This is a genomic window from Aquabacterium sp., assembly GCF_035476535.1.
GTDB lineage: Bacteria > Pseudomonadota > Gammaproteobacteria > Burkholderiales > Burkholderiaceae_C > Pseudaquabacterium.
On the sequence record NZ_DATILJ010000063.1, the window covers coordinates 17944 to 42002 of the forward strand.

22 protein-coding genes are annotated in these 24059 nt (G+C 69.8%); 11 read left to right on the forward strand and 11 right to left on the reverse strand.

Features of this window, described 5'->3' with window-relative positions:
- The first annotated feature begins 48 nt into the window (after positions 1–48).
- A complete protein-coding gene (locus VLK61_RS06485; RefSeq protein ID WP_325419442.1) occupies positions 49–1485 on the forward strand; it encodes a dihydrolipoyl dehydrogenase in 1437 nt (478 codons plus the stop codon).
- An 18-nt stretch (positions 1486–1503) separates the two neighbouring features.
- Here VLK61_RS06485 and VLK61_RS06490 read toward each other — a convergent pair whose 3' ends face one another.
- Together VLK61_RS06490 and VLK61_RS06495 are read right to left on the reverse strand one after the other, a co-directional pair.
- On the reverse strand, positions 1504–1866 hold the full coding sequence (locus VLK61_RS06490; protein ID WP_325419444.1) for a DUF1428 domain-containing protein: 363 nt from the start codon (positions 1864–1866) through the stop codon (positions 1504–1506).
- Positions 1867–1931: 65 nt separating this feature from the next.
- Positions 1932–2888 (reverse strand): LysR family transcriptional regulator, encoded by a 957-nt coding sequence (locus VLK61_RS06495; RefSeq protein ID WP_325419446.1) that lies wholly within the window; start codon positions 2886–2888, stop codon positions 1932–1934.
- Between the two features lie 162 nt (positions 2889–3050).
- Here VLK61_RS06495 and VLK61_RS06500 point away from each other — a divergent pair, with 162 nt between their 5' ends.
- A complete protein-coding gene (locus VLK61_RS06500; RefSeq protein WP_325419448.1) occupies positions 3051–3428 on the forward strand; it encodes a cupin domain-containing protein in 378 nt (125 codons plus the stop codon).
- Positions 3429–3589: 161 nt separating this feature from the next.
- The gene (locus VLK61_RS06505; RefSeq protein ID WP_325419450.1) at positions 3590–3946 is read left to right on the forward strand and encodes an ArsR/SmtB family transcription factor; all 357 of its coding nucleotides are present in this window, start codon (positions 3590–3592) and stop codon (positions 3944–3946) included.
- Between the two features lie 5 nt (positions 3947–3951).
- On the opposite strand, the gene VLK61_RS06510 is transcribed toward VLK61_RS06505, so the two are convergent.
- From VLK61_RS06510 to VLK61_RS06520, 3 genes are all read right to left on the reverse strand, one after another.
- Positions 3952–4398, reverse strand: a complete 447-nt coding sequence (locus tag VLK61_RS06510; protein ID WP_325419452.1) for an OsmC family protein — start codon at positions 4396–4398, stop codon at positions 3952–3954.
- A gap of 113 nt (positions 4399–4511) precedes the next feature.
- A complete protein-coding gene (locus VLK61_RS06515; RefSeq protein WP_325419453.1) occupies positions 4512–5063 on the reverse strand; it encodes an ECF-type sigma factor in 552 nt (183 codons plus the stop codon).
- A 94-nt stretch (positions 5064–5157) separates the two neighbouring features.
- Complete coding sequence (locus VLK61_RS06520; protein ID WP_325419454.1) at positions 5158–8130, reverse strand: serine/threonine-protein kinase; 2973 nt, start codon at positions 8128–8130, stop codon at positions 5158–5160.
- 213 nt (positions 8131–8343) lie between these two features.
- Between VLK61_RS06520 and VLK61_RS06525 the strand changes: the two genes are divergently transcribed.
- The 3 genes from VLK61_RS06525 to VLK61_RS06535 are packed head-to-tail and all read left to right on the forward strand — an operon-like array spanning position 8344 to position 13065.
- Positions 8344–11313 (forward strand): M10 family metallopeptidase C-terminal domain-containing protein, encoded by a 2970-nt coding sequence (locus VLK61_RS06525; protein ID WP_325419455.1) that lies wholly within the window; start codon positions 8344–8346, stop codon positions 11311–11313.
- 24 nt (positions 11314–11337) lie between these two features.
- On the forward strand, positions 11338–11913 hold the full coding sequence (locus VLK61_RS06530) for a PEP-CTERM sorting domain-containing protein (protein ID WP_325419456.1): 576 nt from the start codon (positions 11338–11340) through the stop codon (positions 11911–11913).
- Positions 11914–11973: 60 nt separating this feature from the next.
- Positions 11974–13065 (forward strand): PEP-CTERM sorting domain-containing protein, encoded by a 1092-nt coding sequence (locus VLK61_RS06535; protein ID WP_325419457.1) that lies wholly within the window; start codon positions 11974–11976, stop codon positions 13063–13065.
- On the opposite strand, the gene VLK61_RS06540 is transcribed toward VLK61_RS06535, so the two are convergent.
- Complete coding sequence (locus VLK61_RS06540) at positions 13002–13844, reverse strand: phytanoyl-CoA dioxygenase family protein (RefSeq protein ID WP_325419458.1); 843 nt, start codon at positions 13842–13844, stop codon at positions 13002–13004. The two genes, VLK61_RS06535 and VLK61_RS06540, sit on opposite strands and share 64 nt — an antisense overlap.
- 4 nt (positions 13845–13848) lie before the next feature.
- Positions 13849–14007: a hypothetical protein gene (locus tag VLK61_RS06545; RefSeq protein WP_325419459.1), complete on the reverse strand. Its 159-nt coding sequence runs from the start codon at positions 14005–14007 to the stop codon at positions 13849–13851.
- Positions 14008–14086: 79 nt separating this feature from the next.
- On the opposite strand from VLK61_RS06545, the gene VLK61_RS06550 reads away from it, so the two are divergent.
- On the forward strand, positions 14087–15409 hold the full coding sequence (locus VLK61_RS06550) for an amidohydrolase family protein (RefSeq protein WP_325419460.1): 1323 nt from the start codon (positions 14087–14089) through the stop codon (positions 15407–15409).
- A gap of 170 nt (positions 15410–15579) precedes the next feature.
- Entirely contained in the window at positions 15580–16191 is a 612-nt protein-coding gene (locus tag VLK61_RS06555) for a glutathione S-transferase family protein (RefSeq protein ID WP_325419461.1), read from the forward strand.
- An 81-nt stretch (positions 16192–16272) separates the two neighbouring features.
- On the opposite strand, the gene VLK61_RS06560 is transcribed toward VLK61_RS06555, so the two are convergent.
- Together VLK61_RS06560 and VLK61_RS06565 are read right to left on the reverse strand one after the other, a co-directional pair.
- Positions 16273–18207: a hybrid sensor histidine kinase/response regulator gene (locus tag VLK61_RS06560; protein WP_325419462.1), complete on the reverse strand. Its 1935-nt coding sequence runs from the start codon at positions 18205–18207 to the stop codon at positions 16273–16275.
- Positions 18208–18308: 101 nt separating this feature from the next.
- Positions 18309–18800 carry a cupin domain-containing protein gene (locus VLK61_RS06565; protein ID WP_325419463.1) on the reverse strand — a complete coding sequence of 164 codons (492 nt, stop codon included), beginning with the start codon at positions 18798–18800 and terminating at the stop codon, positions 18309–18311.
- Positions 18801–18892: 92 nt separating this feature from the next.
- On the opposite strand from VLK61_RS06565, the gene recQ reads away from it, so the two are divergent.
- Positions 18893–20812 (forward strand): DNA helicase RecQ, encoded by a 1920-nt coding sequence (gene recQ / locus VLK61_RS06570; protein WP_325419464.1) that lies wholly within the window; start codon positions 18893–18895, stop codon positions 20810–20812.
- Positions 20813–20865: 53 nt separating this feature from the next.
- Here the strand turns inward: recQ and VLK61_RS06575 are convergent, their stop codons facing one another.
- Positions 20866–21297, reverse strand: coding sequence for an SRPBCC family protein (locus tag VLK61_RS06575; protein ID WP_325419465.1), 432 nt, complete (start codon positions 21295–21297; stop codon positions 20866–20868).
- Positions 21298–21417: 120 nt separating this feature from the next.
- Positions 21418–21828: an Ig-like domain-containing protein gene (locus tag VLK61_RS06580; protein ID WP_325419466.1), complete on the reverse strand. Its 411-nt coding sequence runs from the start codon at positions 21826–21828 to the stop codon at positions 21418–21420.
- A gap of 166 nt (positions 21829–21994) precedes the next feature.
- Here VLK61_RS06580 and VLK61_RS06585 point away from each other — a divergent pair, with 166 nt between their 5' ends.
- Positions 21995–22663 carry a sigma-70 family RNA polymerase sigma factor gene (locus tag VLK61_RS06585; protein WP_325419467.1) on the forward strand — a complete coding sequence of 223 codons (669 nt, stop codon included), beginning with the start codon at positions 21995–21997 and terminating at the stop codon, positions 22661–22663.
- A complete protein-coding gene (locus VLK61_RS06590; protein ID WP_325419468.1) occupies positions 22660–24045 on the forward strand; it encodes a hypothetical protein in 1386 nt (461 codons plus the stop codon). The genes VLK61_RS06585 and VLK61_RS06590 overlap by 4 nt, the downstream gene beginning before the upstream one ends.
- Positions 24046–24059: the final 14 nt, after the last annotated feature.

The window sequence follows — 24059 nt, forward strand, 5'->3', positions numbered from 1 at the left end:
CCAGGCCCAGGTATCGTCGGGTTCCCGTCAGCGACAGGAGCATGCGGCATGCAGACCCGGCAAGTGGATGTGGCCATCATCGGCGCCGGCACGGCCGGCATGGGCGCCTACCGCGCGGCGCTGGCGCACACGCGCAGCGTGGTGGTGGTCGAGAGCGGGCCCTATGGCACCACCTGCGCCCGCGTGGGCTGCATGCCCAGCAAGCTGCTGATCGCCGCGGCCGAAGCGGCGCACGCCGCCGCGCATGCCGGCCCCTTCGGCATCCGGGTGCCCAGCGTCACGATCGACGGCGCAGCGGTGATGCAGCGCGTGCGCAGCGAGCGGGATCGTTTCGTCGGCTTCGTCACCGACACGGTGGACCAGTGGCCGGCCGAGCACCGCCTGCGTGGCCGCGCGCACTTCGTCGACGAGCACACGCTGCAGGTCGACGGGGCGGACGGCGCACTGCAACTGGAGGCGCGGCGCATCGTCATCGCCGCCGGCTCGCATCCGCAGGTGCCACCGGCCTGGCGCGACGCGGTGGGCGAGCGGCTGATCGTCAGCGACGATGTGTTCGGCTGGACCACCTTGCCGGCCTCGGTGGCGGTGCTGGGCGCCGGCGTCATCGCGCTGGAGCTGGCGCAGGCGCTGCACCGGCTGGGCGTGCGGGTGCGGATGTATGCCCGCGGCAACCGGGTTGGCCCGCTGACCGACCCGGTGCTGCAGGTGCGCTCACGCCAGACCTTCGACCAGGTGATGCCGCTCACTTTGAATGCCAGCGATCTGCAGCTGCGCCGCGAGGGCGACCAGGTCATCGTGCAAAGCGGCGCCGACGAGCAGCGCTTCGACTGGGTGCTGGCCGCCGCCGGCCGCCGGCCCAATGTCGATGCGCTGCAGCTGCACAACACCCGGCTGCCGCTGGACGCGCAGGGCGTGCCGCTGTTCAACCGCCGCAGCGCGCAGGTCGGCGACAGCCATGTGTTCATCGCCGGTGACGCCAGCGATGAACTGGCGCTGCTGCACGAAGCCGCCGACGAGGGCCGCATCGCCGGCGACAACGCCGGGCGCTTTCCTGATGTGCGGGTGCGGCCGCGGCGCGCGCCGCTGGCGGTGGTGTTCTCCGACCCGCAGATCATGATCGCCGGCCAGAGCCATGCGCAGCTGGTGGCCGAGGGCGTGGACTTCGAGACCGGCGAAGTGTCGTTCACCGACCAGGGCCGCAGCCGCGTGATGCTGAAGAACCAGGGCGCGCTGCATGTCTACGCCGAACGCAGCAGCGGCCGCTTCCTCGGCGCCGAGATGCTGGGCCCGGCCGCCGAACACATCGGCCACCTGCTGGCCTGGTCGGTGCAGCGCGGCGACACCGTGCAGCAGATGCTCGACAGCCCGTTCTACCACCCGGTGATCGAAGAAGGCCTGCGCACGGCGCTGCGCAACCTGCAGCGCGCGCTGCGCATGGGCCCGCCGCCCATCGAGCGCTGCCTGGACTGCGGCCCTGGCGCATGAACGCGCCGGGCGGGGCTGTCAGAGTTCGACGATGCCCTTGAAGCCGCCCCAGAACATGCGCTTGCCGTCGAAGGGCATGGCCTTGGGGTCCATCATGTCGGCCAGGCGCGGGTCGGCCATCACCGCCTTGTTGATGCGGTCGCGCTCGCGGCGGGAGTTGTAGACGATGTACGAGAAGACCACGACCTCGCCGTCCTTCAACTTCACCGCCTGCGGGAAGGAGGTGCTCTTGCCGGGCTTGACATCGTCGGCCACGCACTCGCGGTACTGCAGCGCGCCATGCTCCATCCAGATCTTGCCGGCCTTGCGCGCCATTTTCTTGTAAGCCGCCAGGTTGGCCTGGGGCACCGGGACTACAAAACCATCGACGTACAAAGCCATGCGGGTTCTCCTGTTGGGGTTGGGCATGCGCGCGCCGGGCGCTGCCGCAATGATAGGCCGCGAGTTCAGCGGCGAGGTGAGCGTTTGCGTGGTGGCGTGGCCTTTGTCGCCGGCGCGGCGCGTGCCGCCCGTTCGGCGGCGGCCATCTCGTCCAGCGCCACCAGCAGCACGCGCACGCGCGCCGGCACCATGCGGCTGGCCGGCATCACCGCATGGATCGGCATCTCCGGCGGCCGGTGATCGGCCAGCACTTCGACCAGGCGGCCGGCGGCCAGGTCGGCCGTCGCCATGTAGTGCGGAATCTGCGCCAGGCCCATGCCCAGCACGGCGGCCTGCACCATCGCGTCGCCGTCGCTGAGCCGCAAACCATCGCTGGGCTGCAGCGCCACCACGCGGCGCTTGACGCTGAACTGCTGTGGCCGGTCGCGGCCGCTGCCGGGCATGCGGAAGACGATGGCGCGGTGCGCCGCCAGCGAGTCCAGTGCCTGCGGTGTGCCGCGTTCGGTCAGGTAGCGCGGCGAGGCGACGAGGATCAGCGCCTGGCTCGCGAAGCGGCGGGCCACCAGCGTGGAATCCTGCAGCTCGCCGGCACGGATGGCGACGTCGATGCCGTCCTTCACGAGGTCGACAGGGGTGTCGGAGAAGCGCGCGTCGAGCTGCAGGCCCGGGTGCTGCTGCACCAGCCGGGCCAGCAGCGGCAGCATCACCAGGCGGCCGAAGGCGATCGGCATGTCGATGCGCAGCGTGCCGCTGGGCGCGGCGCGCACGCCGGCGGCTTCGGTCTGCAGCTCGTCCAGCTCGGCCAGCACGCGCTGGCAGCGCTGGAACAGGCGTTCGCCGTCGACCGTCAGGCTCACCTGCCGCGTGGTGCGGTGGAACAGCCGCAGGCCCAGCGTGGCCTCCAGCCGCGCGACGGCCTTGGCCAGCGTCGACGGTACGGTGCCCAGCTCGCGCGCGGCGGCGGCGAAACCGCCGTGCTTGGCGGTTTCGGAGAACGCCAGCAGGGGTTGCAGGCCGTGCATCGGGGGCTCCGGGTTGGGGAAGTATTGAGGAAGAAGTGTCCTCAATCTTAGGCCACCGCGACGGATTGTCGTTCGATGCGCGTCGACGAATACTGTGCCTGTCCGTGGCGCCGCGGGCTGTCGAATCCATCCACTTCCCTTGTGCAACACCACGGAGAAACCATGTACGTCATCGAACAAGAGCGCCCCGTACCGGCTGCGATTGCGGGCCTTCACCATGCCACCTGGGCCGGCCGGGACCAGGGCTTGCGGCAGCTGTCGCTGTGGCGCCAGACCATGGCACCGGGCGGCGCCACGCCGCCTCACAGCCACGACTGCGATGAAGTGGTGCTGTGCCTGGCCGGCTGGGGCGAACTGCATGTCGACGGCCAAGTGCACCGCTTCGGCGCCGACAGCACGCTGGTGCTGCCGCGCGGCAGCGCGCACCAGATCTTCAACACCGGTGCGCTGCCGCTGGAGATCCTGGGCATTTTCGGCGCGACGCCGGTGGGCACCTTCGCCAACGATGGCAGCGCGCTCGAACTGCCGTGGCGCAGCTGAGGAGGCGCCATGTCGCTCAACTGAGGCACTTAACGCCACACCGGCACGGCCGCGAGATGAACCGGGGCGGCGCCGGGCCGTCAATCGTCCGCCAGCCCCGGGCATCGCCGTTTATTCGTGTGTACGCATAGAATCAAGGTCTTCCCTGCCGGAGCGTCACGATGGAACCCAGCGACAGTGCCGACGCCGTCTTCGAATCAGTGGCGGAGCTGTTTGCGCTGCTGTCCACGCCGATCCGGCTGAAGATCATCGGGGCGCTGTGCGATCAGGAGAAGAACGTCTCGCAGCTGCTGGCGCAGATCGACACCACGCAGCCCAACATGTCGCAGCACCTGTCCACGCTGTACCGCGCCGGCGTGCTGGGCAAGCGGCGCGAGGGCACGCAGATCTACTACCGGCTGCAGAGCGAGCGTGTGGCCACGCTGTGCCGCGCGGTGTGCACGCAGGTGGCGATCGAGCTGGATTCGCAGACGCCGGTGGCGGCCGCGGACCGGCTGCTGCCCTTGGGCGTGCGCTGAAGGATTTACTTCAGCTGCGCGCCCAGCGCATCGAACACCGTCACGCTGACCGGAATCGCCGCGCGCACGCTGGCGGTGACGGTGCAGAAGTCCTCGAAGCTGGCCAGCACCCGGTCCAGGTGCTCCAGCGACGCGGCGGGCACGCCCAGCGTCAGCCGTGCGTCCAGGCCCAGCACGCGCATGCGTTTGTCGGCATTGCGGCCAATTTCGACGCTCACTTCACACGATAGCGGCTCCGGCTGCTGCTTGAACTTGCGCAGCGCGAACAGCAGCGACGCACTGAGGCAGTTGCCCACCGCGGCGGCGAGCAGGCGCTCGGGCTCGGGCCCGGCGCCCTGGCCCATCGGCGGCGGCTCGTCGCTCAGCAGCGGCGGCTGGCCGTCTGCGAACTGGTTGTCGAACTGGAAGTCCTGGCGTTGCGTCAGGCGCACGGCGACGAAGGGTTCATTCATGGCGGGATCCTCGGGCTGGCCGGATTGTCGCCGCTTGCCTGTCATCGGCCCGGCGACTGCCATCAAGAGACTCTGCGGCGCTTGCGGGCATGCGCCCGCGCGGCCGAAGCGGTTCAGCGCAAGGCCGCCGCCAGCAGCAGCCGTGCCTTCTGCCAGTCGCGCCGCACGGTGCGGTCGGTGATGTCCAGCGCGGCGGCGATTTCCGGGTCGCTCATGCCGCCGAAATAGCGCATCTCGACCAGCCGGGCCAGGCGCCCGTCGAGCTGGCCGATTTCCTGCAGCGCTTCATGCACCCGCAGGATCTCGTCTTCTGCCGCCGGGGCGGCGCCGGCGAGTTCTTCGTCGAGCGTCACATGCACCGCATTGGCGCCGCGCCGCTCGGTGGCCTTGGCGCGGGCGATGTCGACGATGATCGAGCGCATCGCCGAAGCGGTGTAAGAAAAGAAATGCGCCCGGTCGCTGGCGCCCAGGCGCTGGGCATCGCGCAGCTTCAGATAGCACTCGTGGACCAGCGCCGTGGTGCCGACGTCGGGGTCGGGGAAACCACGCCTCAAGCGTGTGTGGGCGATGCGGCGCAGCTCCGGATACAGCTTCTGGAACAGGCTGTCCAGCGCTCCGCGGTCCCCTTCGCGGGCCTGGTGAATCAGAAGCGTGATGTCGCCCATGGGATGCCGCCGGATCCGCTGCTCAGTGATGCCGATGCTAGCGGCAAGCCGGGCCGGGGCCATCCCGCATCGTGACGACGGGCGCGCGGCGCGTTCAGCGTGGCCCCAGCAGCTCGCCGGCGTGGCGCAGCTGCTCGGCCAGCAGGGTGGCAACCTGCGGGTGCGTGGCGATGGCCGTGCGTGCGGTGGCCAGCGCTTCGCGGGCCTGCGCGTCGTGGCCCAGCTGCTGCAGGCAGACGGCCAGGCTCAGGCGGGTGGCCGCGCCCTCGAGCGACATCGCATCGATCAGCGGGTCGCGCAGCGCCAGGGCCTGCGCCAGCCGGGCCTTGCCTTCGGCCGGCTGGCCCAGCGCGCAGGCGATGGCGCCGCGCGCTTCGAGGGCCGCGGCACGGGCCAGCGCATCGCCTGCCAGCAGCGACGCTTCGGCGGCGGTCAGCGCGGCCTGGCTGGTGGCGAGCGCGGCGCCGGCATCGCCGCGCGCCAGCGCCAGCCGGGCCAGCGCCGCCTGGCTGCGCGAGCGCTGGGCCTGGTCGCCGGGGCCGGGGCCGCCGGCGCTTGCCAGCGAGGCCTGGAGCTGGCGTTGCGCTTCGTCGTGGCGCGCGGCGTCCAGCGCCAGCAGGCCCAGCCGGTACTGCACTTCAGCCAGCGGGAGCAGCGTGTGGTGCTCCTGGCGCTGCCGCACGGCCAGGGCTTCATCCAGCAAGGCTTTGGCCGCCGCCTCGTCGCCGCGTTGCTGCAGCACGTTCGCCAGCGCGACCACGGCGCCACTGAGCTGCAGTGCGTCCCCGCGCTGCTGCCAGATCGCCATCGTCTGGCGCAGCACCGGCTCGGCGCGCTCGATCAGGCCGAGCTGGACCAGGGCCACACCCAGGCGCGTGACGGCCGCTGCGTGGGTGTTGCTGCCGGCACGCGTGTGGCCCAGCCGGTCGGCGACCGTGGCCATCGCCGCCAGCCCCTCGGCTTGCCGACCCAGATGCAGCAAGGCCAGGCCGCGCAGGCTGTCGTTCTGCAAGGTCAGAAAGTGCTCGGGCCCGGCCAGCCGGGTGTAGCCCTGCGCGGCGGCCGTGTAGTCGGCCAGCGCGCCCTGCGCATCGCCGGCCGCGTCGCGCACCGCTGCGCGCAGCGACTGCGCGTTGGCGGCTTCGATCCGCCGGCCGCCGTTCAGCGACGCGACCGCGACCGCTTCGTCGGCCATCGCCAAGGCAGCGGTCAGGTCGTCGAGGCCGCGCTCGACCTGGGCCAGCTGCATCAGCGTGCCGACCCGGCCCTCGTCGGCCGGGTAGCGCTGTCGAAACACCGCGGCCGCCTGCTGCAGCACGCGTCGCGCGGCCGGGAAGGCCGCCGTGCCGCCGCGGCGCAGCAGCAAGCCGCGCAGCTTCAGCGCCTGGGCGTACGACAGCGAGCTGTTGTCGCCGAGCGCGGCGAAGACCGGCTCGGCCCGGCCCAGCCAGGCATCGGCGGCGTCGAAGTGCCCGGCGAAGACCTCGACATTGGCCAGGTAGGCGAGAAAGCGTGCCTGGTTGGCGTGCGGCACGCCGTCGTGCCGTTCCGACAAGGCCAGCCCCTGCTTCAGCAGCGCAATGCTCGTGGCGCCGCGGTCGATCGTCGAATACGCGCTGGCCAGCGTGTAGAGCATGTCGATCTTCACGTCGGGCTGCTCGTCCAGGCTGCTCGCCACCTCTTCGCTCGTGCGGTCGAGCAGCTGCTGGACGCTCACTTCGCCGGGTGGGCGCCCGACCGGCATGCCGGGGTCGGCGCTGGTCAGCATCTGCAGCAGGAAGGCCTTCACCGCTTCCGACTTGCGGGCCTCCAGCGTTGCGCTGCGCGCCTGCACCAGCGCAACGGCAGCGGCAGTGGCCAGGCCCAGCACGGCCAGCAGCACGCCGGCGGTTTCGAAGCGGTAGCGCGCCACGAACTTGCGCGCGCGGTAGGCCAGCGCATCGGGCCGGGCCAGCACCGGCAGCCGCGCCAGGTGGCGTTCGATGTCCTGGGTGAAGGCCTCGACGCTCGGGTAGCGCTCGGCGACGCTTTTCTTCAGCGCCTTGTTCAGGATGGCATCCAGGTCGCCTTGCAGCCCGCGGCGCGCGCTTGGGCTGGCCGCGGCAGTGCTGGCTAGCCGCACGTCCACCGAGGCGATGGCCTCCTCCAGCGCAGCGGCGCTTTGGCGCTTCAATTGGTAAGGCTTTGCCTCGGCCAGCAGTTCATAGGCCACCACGCCCAGGCTGTAGACGTCGCTGGCGGTGCCGATCGGCTCGCCGCGGATCTGCTCCGGGCTGGCGTAGTCCAGCGTCAGGGCACGCCCGCCTTGCCGCGTGAGTAGCGTCTCCTGCGTCAACTCGCCTTCCATCAGCTTGGCGATGCCGAAGTCCAGCAGCCGCGCCTGCCCGGCCGCGGTGACCAGGATGTTGGCCGGCTTCAGGTCGCGGTGCACGACCAGCCGCGCGTGGGCGTGCGCGACGCCGCGGGCCACTTGCAGCACCAGCATCAGACGGTCGTGGATCGTCAGCGCCAGAGCCCGGCAGTACACGTCGATGGCCTCGCCCTCGACGTATTCGAGGGCCAGGTAGGGGCGGCCGTGATCGTCCAGGCCGGCGTCGTGGATGCGCGCGATGTTCGGATGGTCCAGGCTGGCCAGGATGTCGCGCTCCCGGATCATGCGTTCGGCCAGGCCTTGCGACCAGTTCAGCCGCGGCAGTTTCAGCGCCACCTGGCGCTTCAGGCCGCCGTCCGCGCGTTCGGCCAGCCAGACAACGCCCATGCCGCCGGCACCGAGTTCGCGGATCAGCCGGTAGGGGCCGATGCGCGCAGCGGCGGCAATGCCCTCGGTGCTGTCCGGCGGCATGGTCTCGGCCGCGGCGAGCGCCAGCCTGGGCAGCGTGGCCAGCAGATCGTCGGTCTCGATGCCCACCGGCTCGCACAGCAGCTGCCGCAGCTTGTGCTTGATCGGCGCTGCCTCGTCCAGAGCGTCCAGCCAGGCCTCGCGCTGCGCCGGCGCCAGCGCCAGCACTTCATCCAGCCGCCGACTGATCAGCGGCCAGTCGTCGGCAAGAAAGCTCAGATGTGCCATGGCCGCGTCCTTGTCAGCTGTCCTGAACCTTTACGAGAAGCGACGCCGCAAGCGGACATGCGGCCGGTCGCGTCGTGCGCTTTCGCACCCTGTTGCGACATTGTGTGTGTGCCTGTCCGCCTGGGTGGGCCGGCCCTCGTAACAGCGAACAAGGAGGACATGAACAGGCCCCACCTCCACCACCTTTGCAACGGGCCTTCATCAGGACACACCATGGCAGCCCCAGTCTTTACGCTAGAACAGATCACCCAGCAGCTCCAGCGCCAGTGGGGCGGCGCCGACGAAGGTACGACCCGCACCTGGTACGACGGCACGCTCGACTACGCGATGCCCGATGCCGCGCCGAACAACAACCGCGCCAGCGAAGCGGACGGCTTCATCCCGATGACGGCAACGCAGAAGGCCTTTGCCCGCGAAGCCTTCGAATTGTGGGATGACCTGATCCAGACCAACCTGAGCGAGACGAGCAGCCAGGACGCACAGATCACGCTGGCCTATTCGTCGACGACCACCGACGGTGGCACCTACACGACACCGTTCCTCACGGCCCAAGCGCCCGGCAGCAGTACCTTCGATCGGGAGATCGATCACCAGCGCGCCTGGATGAGCTCCAACGCCATCGTCTGGCCCGAGCTGCAGGACGCCAACATGGGCTATGGCGAGCGTGGCATGGAGACCTACGTGCACGAGATCGGCCACGCGCTCGGCCTGTCGCATCCGGGCAGCTACAACGCCGGCGACGGCTCGAGCTACGAGAATGCCGAGTACAGCCAGGACACGCTGCAATGGACCATCATGTCCTATTGGGCGGCGGGCGCTGACGGCACTCCCGTCGATCGGATTGTCGCGGGCGCCAGTGACCTCAAAAGCGACGGCATCAATGCCTCCACACCGCTGCTGCACGACATCGCCGCGATCCAGGCCAAGTACGGCGCCGACGTCACGACGCGCACCGGTGACACGGTCTACGGCTTCAACTCGAATGCCGACCGCGGCGCGTTCAACTTCAACCTGAACCCGAACCCGGTCATCGCGATCTGGGACGCTGGCGGCAACGACACGCTGGACTGCTCGGGCTTCAGCCAGGACCAGCGCATCGACCTCAACGCCGGCGCGTTCTCCGATGTCGGCGCGCTGACGCTGAATGTGGCCATCGCCTACAACGTGGACATCGAAAACGCCAACGGCGGCACCGGCAACGATGCCCTCACCGGCCACGACGGCGACAACATCCTCAACGGCATGGGCGGCAACGATAGGCTGATCGGCGCTGGCGGCGCCGACCTGCTGTATGGCGCCGACGGCGACGACACGCTCGAAGGCGGCTTCGGCTACATCGACAGCCTGTACGGCGGTGCCGGCGACGACACCTACCTGGTCGACGATCAGGATGCCTTGGTCGAAGCCTTCGATGCCGGCCACGACACCGTGCGCTCGTCGGTGCGCTGGGTGCTCGGCGACAACCTGGAAGTGCTGATCCTGACCGGCAGCGCCAGCGTCAATGCCTTCGGCAACAGCCTGGACAACCTGCTGTTCGGCAACGACGGCAACAACTACCTGCAGGGTGCTGGCGGCGCCGACACGCTGGCCGGCGGCAATGGCAACGATTACTACGAGCTCGGCGACCTGTGGCTGATGGACGAACAATCGGGCTACCGCTACGACCTGATCTTGGAGTCGGCCACCGGCGGTACCGACACCGTGTCGGTCGGCTATTTCGGCAACAGCAGCTACACGCTCGACCCGAACGTCGAGAACGCCGTGGTCTCGGGCAGCGCCGGTTTTACCGTCATCGGCAACGGGCTCGGCAACAGCCTCACCGGCAATGCCGCGCACAACCTGTTCTATGGCGAGGCCGGGGACGACATGCTCAATGGCGGCGCCGGCTTCGACGAGTTGCTCGGCGGCGACGGCAACGATGCCTATGTGCTGGACGATGTCAGCGTCATCGACGAGCAGTCGGGCTCCCGGTACGACGCCGTCGGCGAAGCCGAGAACGGTGGCAATGACACGGTCTTTGTCAGTTATCAAGGCAATGCCCGATTCTTTCTCGACGATAACGTCGAGAACGTTCAGGTCACGGGGGCCGGCAGCCTGGAGGTGTTTGCGAACGGGCTCGGCAACAACCTGGTCGGCAATGCCGCGCACAACCTGTTCTACGGCCAGGGTGGCAACGACACGATCGATGGCGGCGCGGGCTATGACGAGCTGATCGGTGGCGACGGCGACGACTTCTATTTCCTGCACGACCTCACGTTTATCGATGATCAATCGGGGTCTCGCTACGACGCCGTCGGCGAGGCCGCGAATGGCGGGACGGACACGGTCTTCGTCAGTTATCAAGGCAATGCCCGATTCTTTCTCGACGCCCATGTCGAGAACGTGCAGGTCACCGGGACCGGCAGCCTGGAGGTGTTCGCCAACGACCTGGACAACAGCCTGATCGGCAATGCGGCACACAACCTGCTGTTCGGTGACGCCGGGGACGATACGCTCAGCGGCGGTGCGGGCATCGACACGCTCTACGGCGGGGCCGGTTCCGACCACTTTATCGACTCGCCGGTCAACCTGTACCAGGACCAGATCGCTGACCTGGGCTTGGACGACATCATCGAGGTCTCGGGCGTGCGCTTCGGCGCGCTGCACTACAACCCGACCACCGGCGTGCTGGCGCTGGACAGCAATGCCAATGGCAGTTTTGCCACGCTGGTGAACCTGGCCGCCGGGCTGGTCGGCGAGTTCGTTGCCACGCCGAGCGCGGCCGATCAGCCGGCGTCGACCCAGGTGCGCCTGATGCTGGACAGCGACGGTGATGGGGTCGGCGACTTCCGCGACAACGCGATCGGTGTGCCCAACGCCGACCAGCGCGACAGCGATGGCGATGGTTACGGCAACGTTGCCGATGCCGATTTCAACCAGGACCTGATGGTCGATCTGTTCGACCTGTCGATGCTCGGCAGTGTGTTCTTCACCGGCGACCCGGATGCCGACCTCAACGGCGACGGGGTGGTGGACTTTGTCGACCTGTCGCTGCTGGACAGCCTGTTCGGCAAAGCGCCGGGGCCGTCCTATGTCGACCCGGCCGCCCCGGTCGAGCCGCTCGCGGCGGCGCATCCCGAGCTGTTGCTGGTCGGCCTGCCGGCCGACACCGGTGGCAGCGCACTCGGCGAACTGTTGTCGTGATCAACCCACCCCAGGAGTAGCACCATGTTCAAGTCAACGCTCATCGGTCTTGCCGTCGCGGTTGCGGCCACGGCCGCGCAGGCCACGGCCGAAGTCCGGTTCGCCGCGCACGTCGAAACGGTCGCCATCGGCCAGGTCTTCGATCTGGTGCTGCAGGGCCGGTCCTTCGACCTGAGCGCCGACGGCGCGCCGATCGGCAACGTCACCGGCGGGCAGAAACTCAATGTCGCCTATGACCCGCTCAGCTTCGAACTGCTCAGCGTCAGCATCGACCCGCGCTGGACCTTTGCCGCCGGAAACCGGGAGGGCGTCATCGACCAGGCCAGCGGCACGCTGACCGGCGTGGCCTTCGGTGCCTTCCCGGCGACCACCGACGACAACTTCGACATTGCCACCCTGACGCTGAGAGCCCTGGCACCCGGCGCGGGATCGCTCGCGCTGGTGTCAGGGCAATTCATCGGCACGGTGGGCGGCAAAGCCGGCCAGCTGATCACGCCGAGCCTGGGCCAGGCCATGGTCACCGTGGTGCCGGAGCCGAACCAGTGGGCGCTGCTGCTCGCGGGCCTGGGCTTTGTCGGATTGAAGCTCCGGCGGCGCTGAACAACGAACGATGTCACTCATTCAACCCGCGCACACCGCGCACAGTCCAGGAGCAACACCATGCATGCCCATGTCCTCCATTCCACGCCCGACGGGCTCGCGAACGCGCCGTCCCTGCCGCCTGAAGCCGGACCCGGTCCGCGCCTGCGGCGATCGACGGGCCTGGCCGCAGCCCTTGTACTCGGCTTGGCGTCCAGCGCCTTCGCGGCTGACTACCACTTCACCGCGGTCGACGTACCGGGCGCGACATGGACCCTGGCCAATGCGGTGAACGACACGGGCCTGATCGTGGGCACCGTGCGCGATGCGAGCGGTGTTCACGGCTTCCTGAAAGCAGGGTCCAGCTACACGCTGATCGATGTGCCGGGCAGCACCCTGACCTACGCCTACGGGATCAACGACGCCGGCCAGATCGTCGGCGTCTTCGACGATGCGACAGGCCGGCACGGTTTCCTGAAGGACGGGGCCAGTTTCACGCCCATCGACGTGCCCGGCGCCGACATGTCGGCCGCCTGGGGCATCAACAACGCGGGCCAGATCGTCGGCGAATTCAACGTCGTCAGCGGCGTGGATGATCACGGCTTCCTGAAAGACGGGCCGGCCTTCACCACCATCGATGTGCCCGGCTTTGCATTCAGCGGCGCCCTGGCCATCAACAATGTCGGTCAGGTCGTCGGGTTCAATGCCGCCGACATCGTGTCGGGTCCGCAGCACGCCTTCCTGAAAGACGGCGCGCTGTTGACGAACATCGATGTGCCCGGCGCGCTCCACACCAACGCCACCGGCATCAACGACGCGGGCCAGATCGTCGGTGTCTTTACCGATGCCGGCGGGTATCACGGTTTTCTCAGAATTGGCGGGTCGGTGACGACGATCGACATGCCGGGTGCCGCCGAGAGCGGCGTCTACGGCATCAACGACGTCGGTCAACTGGTCGGATTTTTTGAAGATGGCGCCGGCGTGACGCACAGCTTTCTGGCGACGCCGGTCCCCGAACCGGCCACCTGGGGCATGCTGGCCATCGGACTGCTGGGCGTGTTCGGGCAGGCCAGGCGGCGGCGCGCGGCCTGCCGGCCCTCAGTCAGCCCTCACTCGTCGAAACCGCGCACCGGGAAGCCCGGGCTGCGTTGCAGCCAGTTTGCTGCCGCGTAATCGCAGCGGCCGTCGGTGGCATGCAGCGTGTAGGCATGGCGCGATACGGCCGAGCGGTTCGGCGCGCTCCAGTGCGGCAGCAGGCCGTGGAAGCACACCAGCGTGCCGCGTTCCACTTCCACCGGCACGGCGCTGCGCTGATCGGGCCAGGGCATGGCGTCGACCTGCTCCATGCGCACGGTGTTGCCTTCGCGCACGAAGCGCTCGCGCAAGGGCGTGCGGTGGCCGCCGGGCTGCACCCACAGGCAGCCGTTGTCGCGCGTGGCATCTTCCAGCGCAAACCAGAAGGCCGTCACGCTGCCGGGCGTGGTGTCGAAGAAGCTGGCGTCCTGGTGCCACTTGACCTCGCCGCCGATGCCGGGCTGCTTGAAGATGTACATCGACTGCCACAGCTGCGGCTGCGCCAGCCCCAGGTCCTGCGCCAGCGCCTGCAAACGCGGCCCGCGCGAAAAGCGGCTGAACACCGGGTCCAGGTCGTGCATCGCATGGCCAATCTTGTTGATCGACAGCGATTTCGCCTGCTTCAGCGCGCCCTGGGCATCGAAGGCCTCTTCCTCGAAGAAGCAGTGGATGCCTTCGGCCGAGGCCAGGAATTCGTCGCCGGTGCCGCGCGCCTGGTCGGTGGTGGAAAAGATCGTGCGCCGGTCGCCGGGATCGAAGGCCTCGACGATCTGCGCCGCGCGTTCGCGCAGCGTCGCCACTTCGGCCGCCGTCTTGAAACCCGGCAGCACCAGGTAGCCGTTCTGGCGATAACTTGCAATCTGTTCGTCCACTAGCATGATCTCAGGAATCCACTTTGATGCCGCGCATCATGATGATGCCGCCGATCTGGGCCGTGTCGGCCTTCATGCGGTTGGCCAAGCCCTGGCCAGCGCTTCGGAGACCGAGCGCGCGGCCAGGTCCGGCGGCCGGCATCGTCAGCAGGCGGCGTTTGGTGATCATCAGGTGTCCTTGGCGGCGGGTTCGGTCAGGGTGCGGAGGGTGGCCATGGCATCGGGCTTGCAACGAAACCCTGTAGCCTATGCGAAATCCTCACGCGCAGCGGGCCGCCCGCATCACCATGCTGATCCGCAACACCACCCTGCCCGACGGCCGCACCGGCATCGACCTGCTGGTGCGCGATGGCCGCTTCGCCGCCATCGGACCGAACTTGACACACGCGTTGCCGCTGCCCGAAGGCGAGCCGGTGCTGGACGCCGAAGGCTGGCTGCTGAGCCCGCCCTTCGTCGATGCGCATTTCCACATGGACGCGACCCTGAGCTACGGCCTGCCGCGTGTCAACGCCAGCGGCACGCTGCTCGAAGGCATCGCGCTGTGGGGCGAGCTGAAGCCGCTGTTGACGCAGCAGGCACTGGTCGACCGTGCGCTGCAGTACTGCGACTGGGCCGCGGCCAAGGGCCTGCTGGCCATCCGCACGCATGTCGATGTCTGCGACGAGCGGCTGCTTGCGGTCGATGCGCTGCTGCAGGTGCGTGAACAGGTGCGCCCGGTCATCGACCTGCAGCTGGTCGCCTTTCCGCAAGACGGCCTGCTGCGCTCGCCCACCGCGCTGGTGAACCTGCAGCGCGCGCTGGACAAGGGCGTCGACGTGGTCGGCGGCATCCCGCATTTCGAACGCACGATGAGTGACGGCGCCGAGAGCGTGAAGCTGCTCTGCGAGATCGCCGCGCAGCGCGGCCTGCGCGTGGACATGCATTGCGACGAGAGCGATGACCCGCTGTCGCGCCACATCGAGACGCTGGCCTTCCACACCCAGCGCCTGAAGCTGCACGGCCGGGTCACCGGCTCGCACTTGACTTCGATGCATTCGATGGACAACTACTACGTGTCCAAGCTGCTGCCGCTGATCGCCGAAGCCGGCGTGCATGCCGTGGCCAACCCGCTGATCAACATCACGCTGCAGGGCCGGCACGACGGCTACCCCAAGCGCCGCGGCATGACCCGCGTGCCCGAGCTGATGGCCGCCGGCGTCAACGTCGCCTTCGGCCATGACTGCGTGATGGACCCGTGGTATTCGCTGGGCTCGGCCGACATGCTGGAGGTGGCTCAGATGGGGCTGCATGTCGCGCAGATGACCTCGCAGGCGCAGATGCGGGCCTGCTTCGACGCGGTGACAGTGAATGCCGCGCGGGTGATGGGCCTCGAAGGCTACGGGCTGGAAGTGGGCTGCCATGCCGATGCGGTGCTGCTGCAGGCGCGTTCACCGATCGAGGCGATCCGGCTGCGCGCCACGCGGCTGGCGGTGCTGCGCCGCGGCGAGCTGATCGCGCGCACGGCGCCGGCGGTGGCGCAGCTGTCGCTGCCGGGGCGATCGGCGCGCATCGACTGGACCTTGCCGCGCTGAGCCGGACCCGTATTCTCGCCAGCCTGCGGCCGGCCGGGGCCCGGATCGCGGCCCGCCGTGGGCTGCGAGCGACAGCGCCGGATCCTTCGAACGTGGGGCCCCGTCGCCCAGAAGCGCTTCGCTAGAATGAACTCGACAGGGGCGCCCAGCCCGCCAGAGCCAAGCCACCCATGAAACTGATCGGATCGCTGACCAGCCCGTACGTGCGCAAAGTGCGGGTCGTGATGGCGGAAAAAAAGCTCGACTACCAGCTGGTGCTGGAAGACGTCTGGGCCAATGAAGCGATCATGAAATCCAACCCGCTGGGCAAGGTGCCCTGCCTGGTGATGGAAGGCGGCGAAGCGGTGTTCGATTCCCGCGTCATTGTCGAATATGTCGACACGCTGTCGCCGGTGGGCAAGCTGATCCCGCCGTCAGGCCGTGAGCGCGTGGAGGTGCGCACCTGGGAAGCGCTGGGTGATGGAGTCTGCGATGCCGCCATCCTGGCCCGGCTGGAGCAGAGCTGGGGCCCGCGCGGCGAAGCGCGCAGCCAGCCCTGGATCGACCGCCAGATGAGCCGCGTGCATGCGGCGCTGAAGGCGATGAGCCTGGGCCTGGGCGACAAGCCCTGGTGCAACGGCAACCACTTCACGCTGGCCGATGTGTCGGTGGGCGTGGCGCTGGCCTACCTGGACTTCCGCTTCGCGCAGATCGACTGGCGCGGCGACCATCCGAACCTGGCCCGCCTGGCTGAAAAGCTGGCCTCGCGGCCGAGCTTCGTGGACACCGCGCCGCCGGCCTGAGCCCAGGGCAGCGCAGAAAGCGCGCCAACAGGTCCAGTGCCACTCGGTCTTTTCGAGTGGCTTCAGGTCCACCGGCGCGTGTTATCCGCCCGTTGCGGCCGTGCCGGCGACGATCGCTGCGATGCGGTCGGCCAGCCCCACCATGGTCAGCGGCTTGGTCCAGTAGTCGTCGAAGCCGGCGGCCCGCGCGCGGGCCAGTTCCTCCGGCATCGCATCGGCCGAGACGGCGACGCAGGGCATGCCGGCCCAGGCCGGGTGGGCGCGCAGCCGCGCCAGCACTTCGTAGCCGTCGGCGCCGGGCAGGTTCAGGTCCAGCAGCACGATGTCCGGTCGCTCGGCGGCGACCATTTCCAGGCCTTCTTCGCCGGTCTCGGCCACACGCAGCTGGTGCCGCGGCTGCTGCAGCGCCAGCGCTTCGCTGACCAGCATGGCATTGACGGGATGGTCTTCGACGTAGAGCACGCGGCACACGCCCGGGACACCGGCCTCCGCGAGCGGCGACCCAGCCGGTGCCGGCGCGTCAGCGGCTGGCTCGGCACGCTGCAGGCTCACCCGCAACTCGGCGCCGCCGGGGCCCGGCGGCGCGAGTTCCAGCTGCCCGCCCATGGCCTGCGTCAGGTGACGCGCAATGGTCAGGCCCAGGCCGCTGCCCGGCATCAGGCCGGTTTCGGCACCCAGCCGGTTGAAGGGCTGGAAGAGCTCGAGCCGGCGTTGCGCGCTGATCCCGGGCCCGCTGTCGACCACCCGCAGCGTCCACTGCGCGGCGTCACTGTCGAGCAGCAGCCGCACGTCGCCACCGGCGCGGTTGTATTTGATCGCGTTGCACAGCAGGTTCAGCAGGATCTGGCGCAGCCGTGTCACGTCGGCCAGCACCCAGGCCGGGCTGGGCCCCCAGGGCCGTAGCGCGACGCCGGCAGCCAGGGCTTGCGGCGCGACCAGGCGCAGCGCTTCGCCGACCACCGCGTCCAGCGACACCGGCGCCAGCGTCAGCGGCGGCGCGCCCGATTCGACCGTGCCCAGGTGCAGCATGTCGTCGATCAAGGTCAGCAGGTGATCGCCGGCCTGGCGGATCAGGCGCAGTGGCTCAGCCGTCCAGCCCGGCAGGTCGCCGGCACGGTGCTGCAGCAGTTGCGCAAAGCCCAGCACACCGTTCAGTGGCGTGCGCAGCTCATGGCTCACGCGCGACAGGAAGTCACTCTTCGCGCGGCTGGCCTGCTCGGCCGCGGCCTTGTCCAGCAGTGCCTGCGCATGCTGCTCGCGTTCGGTGATGTCGTGGAACAGGCCGGCCACGCGCACGACGCGGCCGTTTTCATCCCGCTCGGCACTGCCGATCGTGCGCACGCGCTTGGCCTGGCCGTTGGCGGTGATCAGCCCCAGCGACAAATCGAAAGCTGTGCCCTGCGCCATGGCCAGTTCGATGGCTTCGCGCAGGCGCTGGCGCGAGCCTTTTTCGAAGTAGTCCAGCGCCTGCAGCGGGTCGGGCGAGCGGCCCAAGGGCAGCTCGTGGATTGCGAAGATCTCGTCGCTCCAGCGCACTCGAAACTCGCTGGGCTCGAAAGACCAGGCGCCGATGCGAGCCAAGTGCGCGGCTTGGCGCAGCAGCGTGCCTTCGCGGTCGGCGTCCAGGCGCTCGCGGCGCTGCGTGGTGACGTCGGAGAGCGAGATCGCACCGGCCAGTCCGGCGCCGGCGTGCAGGTCGGCGCCAATGCCTTGCGCATCCAGGCGCAGCCAGCGCGGGTGCCGCTTCAGTGGCAATTCGGCGCCAGGCGACGGCGTTGCGCCTGGCGCCAGGCCGGCCAGCACAGTTGCAAGGGCTTGCTGCTGCGGCGCGTCGTCCTGGAAGAAGCTGGCCAGCAAGCGGCCTTGCAGCGCGGCGTCGGCCTGGCCCTCGAGCATCAAGGCGGCCGCCGCGTTGTGCCAGTGCAGCACGCCCTCGGGTGACACCAGCAATACGCCGAGCCGCGAGCCTGTCAACACACCGGCCAGCACGCCGGTGAGCGCGGCGTCAGCAGGCAACGGGGGTACAGCAGTGGGGTCGGCGCCGGCCATGCGCTCCTCGGAATGGGCCGGTCCAGTGTAGCCGCCCCACTCAGGGGCGCCGCAGGCTGCGCCGGGGTTCAGGCTTCGCCGTCCCAATAGTCGAGGCTTGCGTCACGGCGCTGGATGAAACGTTCGCCGGCACCGATCACCGCCAGCTTCTTCGAATCCGGATACTCGCAGATGTCGGGCCGCTCCTGCGTGCTGATCGACAGGTACTTCATCGGCGCATCCGAGGTGTTCAGGATGTGGTGCGGGTACTCCGGGCCGGGCGGGATGAAGATGACATCGCCCGCGTGGATCGGCACCCGCTCGTCGGCCACGCGCAGCGTGCCCTGGCCTTCGAGGATCACGAACATCTCCTCCTGCACATGGTGAAAGTGGTAGGGGCACACCTGGGCGCCAGGGGCCAGCACGTCGAAGCCGGCGCCGAGCTTGCGCGCCACCGTGCCTTCGGTCAGGCCGGTGAAGCGCGAGTCGTAGCGCGGCGCGCGCTGGATGTGTTCGAGCGGCAGTTCGTTGACATTGCGGATCAGCTGCTGGCGCAGCGTGGCGACACGGTCGGTGCTCATCGGCAATCCTGCGGTTGAGAAGTGATGGCGTGCAGCATAGTCCGCGCCGGCCACGCGCCCAGGCGGCGCGGCATCGGTACCATCACGGCTTCATGCTTGCCACACGACCCACCGCCCAAGCTGCCGCCCATAGCGCCGCAGATAGCGCTGCCAGCACCTCGCCGCTGGCCATCCTGCAACAGGTGTTCGGCTACGGCGCCTTCCGCGGCCAGCAGGCGGCGATCGTCGAGCGTGTGATCGCCGGCGGCGACGCGCTGGTGCTGATGCCCACCGGCGGCGGCAAGAGCCTGTGCTACCAGGTGCCGGCGATTGCCCGCCACCGCGCCGGCCGCGGCGTGGCGCTGGTGGTGAGCCCGCTGATCGCGCTGATGCACGACCAGGTCGGCGCGCTCGAAGAAGCCGGCGTGCATGCGGCCTTCCTGAACTCCACGCTGGAAGGCGACGAGGCGCGGCGCATCGAGCGTGAACTGCTCGGTGGCCGCTTGGTGCTGCTGTACGCCGCGCCGGAGCGCATCCTCACCGCACGCTTCCTGGCGATGCTGGATTCGCTGAACGAGCGCGGCCTGTTCAGCCTGGTGGCGATCGACGAGGCGCATTGCGTCAGCCAGTGGGGCCATGATTTCCGCGAGGAGTACCTCGGCCTGTCGCAACTGCACGAGCGCTTTCCGGACGTGCCGCGCATCGCGCTCACCGCGACGGCCGACGACCACACCCGTGCCGACATCGTCGAGCGCCTGGCGCTGGGCGAGGCGCAGCAGTTCGTCGCCAGCTTCGACCGGCCGAACATCCGCTACCAGCTGGTGGAGAAGGACGAACCCAAGCGCCAGCTGCTGCGTTTTCTGCGCGACGAGCACGAGGGCGATGCAGGCATCGTCTACTGCCAGAGTCGCAAGAAGGTCGAAGAAACGGCCGTGTGGTTGAGCGGCGAAGGCCTCACTGCGCTGCCCTACCACGCCGGGCTGGATGCCGATGTGCGGCGCCGCCATCAAGACCGCTTCCTGCGCGAAGAAGGCATCGTGATGGTCGCCACCATCGCCTTCGGCATGGGTATCGACAAGCCGGACGTGCGCTTCGTGGCGCACCTGGACCTGCCCAAGAACATTGAAGGTTATTACCAGGAGACCGGCCGCGCCGGCCGAGACGGCGCCGCGGCCGATGCCTGGATGGCCTATGGCCTGGTGGACGTGGTGAACCAGCGCCGCATGATCGACGAGAGCCCGGCCGGCGACGAGTTCAAGCGCCTGCAGCGCAGCAAGCTCGACGCGCTGCTGGCGCTGGCCGAGGCGCATGACTGCCGGCGCGTGCGGCTGCTGGCTTACTTCGGCGAAGACAGCCACCCCTGCGGCAATTGCGACAACTGCCTGCAGCCGCCGGCGGTGTGGGACGCCACCGATGCGGCGCGCAAGGCGCTGTCCTGCATCTACCGCTTCCGCCAGCATGGCGGCATCAGCTTTGGCGCCGGCCATTTGATCGACGTGCTGCGCGGCAAGCGCACCGAGAAGGTGGCGCAGCACCGCCATGAAGATCTCTCGACCTTTGGCATCGGCGCCGACCTGAGCGAAACGCAATGGCGCGGGGTGCTGCGCCAGCTGGTCGCGCAGGGGCATGTGCGGGCCGAGGGCGAATACAACACGCTGGAGCTGAGCGAGTCGGCGCGGGCGGTGCTCAAGGGCGACGTGCCGGTGATGCTGCGGGTTGCGGCCGAAGCGCCGAAGCGCGCCAGGTCCGCTCGCTCCGGCAGCCGGGTTGCGGCGGGCGGCAAGGACAAGGCGCCGCCACTGCCTTTGGACGATAGCGGTTTGCAGCGTTTCGCGGCCCTGAAGGCCTGGCGGGCGGAGGTGGCCAAGGAGCACAACCTGCCGGCCTATGTGGTGTTCCACGATGCGACCCTGGCCGAGATGGCGCGCGAGAACCCGGATTCGCTGGATGCGTTGGCGGGCATCAGTGGGGTGGGGGCGAAGAAGCTCGAAGCCTATGGGCGGGAGATCTTGCGCGTGCTGGCGACCGAATAGGCACCTTCGGCGGGCCGCGGTCGCCGCGGACTACCCGCAGCGCCTGCACGCGTTCATCGTGCGCCAAGGGGGCGTGCTGGGTCGGGCCGCGGCGCCGCTTCCAGCGTTGTCTTCATCGCCGTGAGGCCCTGCGCGATCATGCCGGCGATGGCCGGTGCCATCGCATCGGGCAGCAGGTCGGCGATCCAGACCACGCGGCAGCGGCCAGGCCCTTCGGCAAAGACCTGGGCCGAGGCGTTGTGGTGCGTCAGGCGCCCGCCGGTCGCGGACCAGGCCAGGCGACGCCTGGTGTCGTCGAGGTCGACGATCACTTCGCGCGCCACCATGCCGTTGGCGAAGGTGACGATGCGCGCATTGCCATCGAGCCGGCAGTCGCTGACAAAGCCTGCGACCAGCCGCGTCGGCAGCGCGCCGACATCGCGCATCGCGTCCCACAGCTGTTCGGCGGGCACGTCGATCGAAATCTCTTGGTGGATGGCTGCCATGGGAACTCCAGTCGAAATCGGGGTGGATGAGGAACGCCAGCGTAGGCCGGCGAGGGGTGGCACACCGGCCGTTTTCGGACCTCTTCATCCGGGCGCCCGGGCCCCAGGGTCGCCGGACCGTCAGCGCTGCACGGTCACCGCGATCGACGCGCTGTCGGTGGCCTGGCCCGCGTCATCGAAGGCGCGTGCGAAGTAGCGCACCTCGTTCGCGGTGGTGGCCGGCAGCGTCGTGTCCCATTCGAAGGGTGCGACGCCGTCGCTGCCCAGCGCGGTGGCCGCGCCGTCGGGCTCGATGCGGAAGAACTGCACCCGCTGCACGCCGTAGTCGTCGCTGGCCGCGGCGGCCAGCCGAACGCCCTGGCCGGGGCTGGCACTGCTGCTGCTGGCCACCAGGTTGACTTGCGGCGGATCGTCGTAGCCATCGTCGCCGACGGCGATGTACAGGCCGCCGCCGCAGGCCGCCAGGCCGCCGGCGATGGCCAGCGTGGCCAGCCAGCCCAGCCAGCGGTCGAAGCGGATGCTGCGGTTCATGCCGGCATGCTACGCCGCTGGATGGCGGCCCTGCCCGTCGCGCGGTCAACCCCACATCGGTGCGTCAGCCGTACAACCCGGCATGGACCTTCATGTGCTGCCCCATCGGCGGCCCCCGCTTGTTCCGGGGTGGCAGGTGCGATGGCCCGTGGCAGACTGCCCGGCCATGAGCGACCCGCTCGCGCGCCCCGCCGCCGCTGACCCGCGCACCGATGCCGGTGCCGACGATGACGCGCGCCTGATGGCCGCGTTTGCGCGGGGTGAAGCTGCCGCCTTCGACCAGCTGTACGCGCGCCACCACGCGGCGCTGTACCGCTTCGTGCGGCGCGTGCTGGGCCCGGCGCTGGCGGCGCAGACCGACGAGGTGTTCCAGGACACTTGGCTGCGCGTGGTGCATGCCCGCGAGCGGTTTTCGCCGCAGGGCGCGACGTTCCGCACCTGGCTGTTCACGCTGGCGCAGAACCGCGCCATCGACCTGCTGCGGCGCAGCGGCCGCGAGGTCTCGAACTCGGGCGATGACGATGAAGGCGACCCGTTCACGCCCAGCGGCGAACCCTGGCTGGACTGGCCGGCGCCCGCTGGCGCGACGCATGAAGACCGGCTGTTCTGGCGCCGTGCCGGCGAGCGCCTGCTGGGCTGCCTGGACGAGCTGCCGGCGGCCCAGCGGGTGGTCTTCCTGATGCACCACGACGACGAGTGCACGCTGGACGACATTGCGCAGGCGCTGGAATTGGGCTTCGAAACCGCGAAGAGCCGGCTGCGCTACGCGATGAGCAAACTGCGCACCTGCATGGGCGCCTACCTGGGCGCCGATGCGCTGCTGAGAAGCCGATGAGCCGCCACGACGCCCCCGCCCCGCACGACGGGCTGCCGCCGCAGGACGCCCGGCTGCAAGCCGCGCTGCGCCATGCGCCGGACAACGATTTGGCGCCGCCGCCCGCGGTGAGCGCGGCCATCACCGCAGCAGCGCGCGCGGCGCTGCGCACGGCACCCGTGTCGGCGCGTCAACCCAGGGGCTTCCGGCAAGCCGTGAGTGCGTTCTGGCAAGGCCTGGCCGCACCGCGTTCGGTGTGGGCCGGCGGCGCCGCGGCGATGGTCGTGGCCGGGTTGACGGTGTCGATCTGGGTCGGCGAGCCGATCCCGCCGGCGGTGTTGTCCGAGGCACCTCCCGCAGCGCCGCGGGAAGAGGCGCCGGCGGCGGCGCGAGGAGCGCCCGCGGCTGACACGGACAAGGCCCACAAGGCCGAAGCGCCTGTCTCGGGGCGGGCCGAAGCGCCGCGCTCGGCGCCGGCTGAAGCGCCGGAGTCGAAGCAGGCCGCGGCGCCGCGCCCGCCCGCCCCGCCATCGCCCGGGCCGGTGACTGCGACACCCCCGGCCGCGCCGGCGCCTGCGACGCCGCCAGCCGTTGCCGCGCGCGCGCGCCAGGCCGAACGCACCGACCGCCCCGTCGATCGATCCGTGGCCGGCCCCGCAGCCGGTCCCACCGACGCCAAGGCGCCCGCCGGCGCCATGGCCGACAAGCCCGAGGCCTTGGCCAAGGCCGCTCCGCGTGCTTTTCCAGGTCTCCCAAGCCCAAGCCCAGGCCCAGGCCGCGATGCCGCGGCTGCCGGCGCCGTGGCCCCGCCGCCGTCGCCGGTCCCCGCGCCGGCCCCTGCACCGATGGTCGTTGCACCGCCACCGCCACCGGCGCCTGCAGCCATTGCCCAGCCATCGACACCCACCGCCGTTGCACCGCCGCCGGCACGCGCGGCCGTCCTCGCTCCGGCTGCGCCGCAGCGCCGCCTGGCCGAGGCGACGGCGTCTGCGGATCGTGCCGAACCTGCTCCGGCCGCCGTGGCGCCGCCCGTGCGCATGCCGGCTCAGCCGGCCGCGGGCCTGAACCAGGCGCTCGAAAGCCGCAGCAGCGCCGCCAAAGCCGTGGCCAGCGCCGAGCGCCCGCCGTCGCTGGCCGCCTTGCTGGGCGCTGGCAGTGCGGCGCTGGGCGAGTCGGAACGCAGTGCGCTGCAGCAACTGGACAGCCTGACCCGTCAGCGCTGGCAGCGCCTGCCCGGCACGGCGACGGAGCGGGAAACGCCGCAGCACCAATGGGCCGGGCCCTCGGGCCTGAGCGGCCTGCGCATCGACGCCGACGGCGTGCGCTGGACCGAGCCCGACGGCACGCGCTGGTTCGCGCCGCTGGATGCTTCGGCCGTGACACGGCTGCGCGCACAGTTCTGACGCCCCGCCGCTCC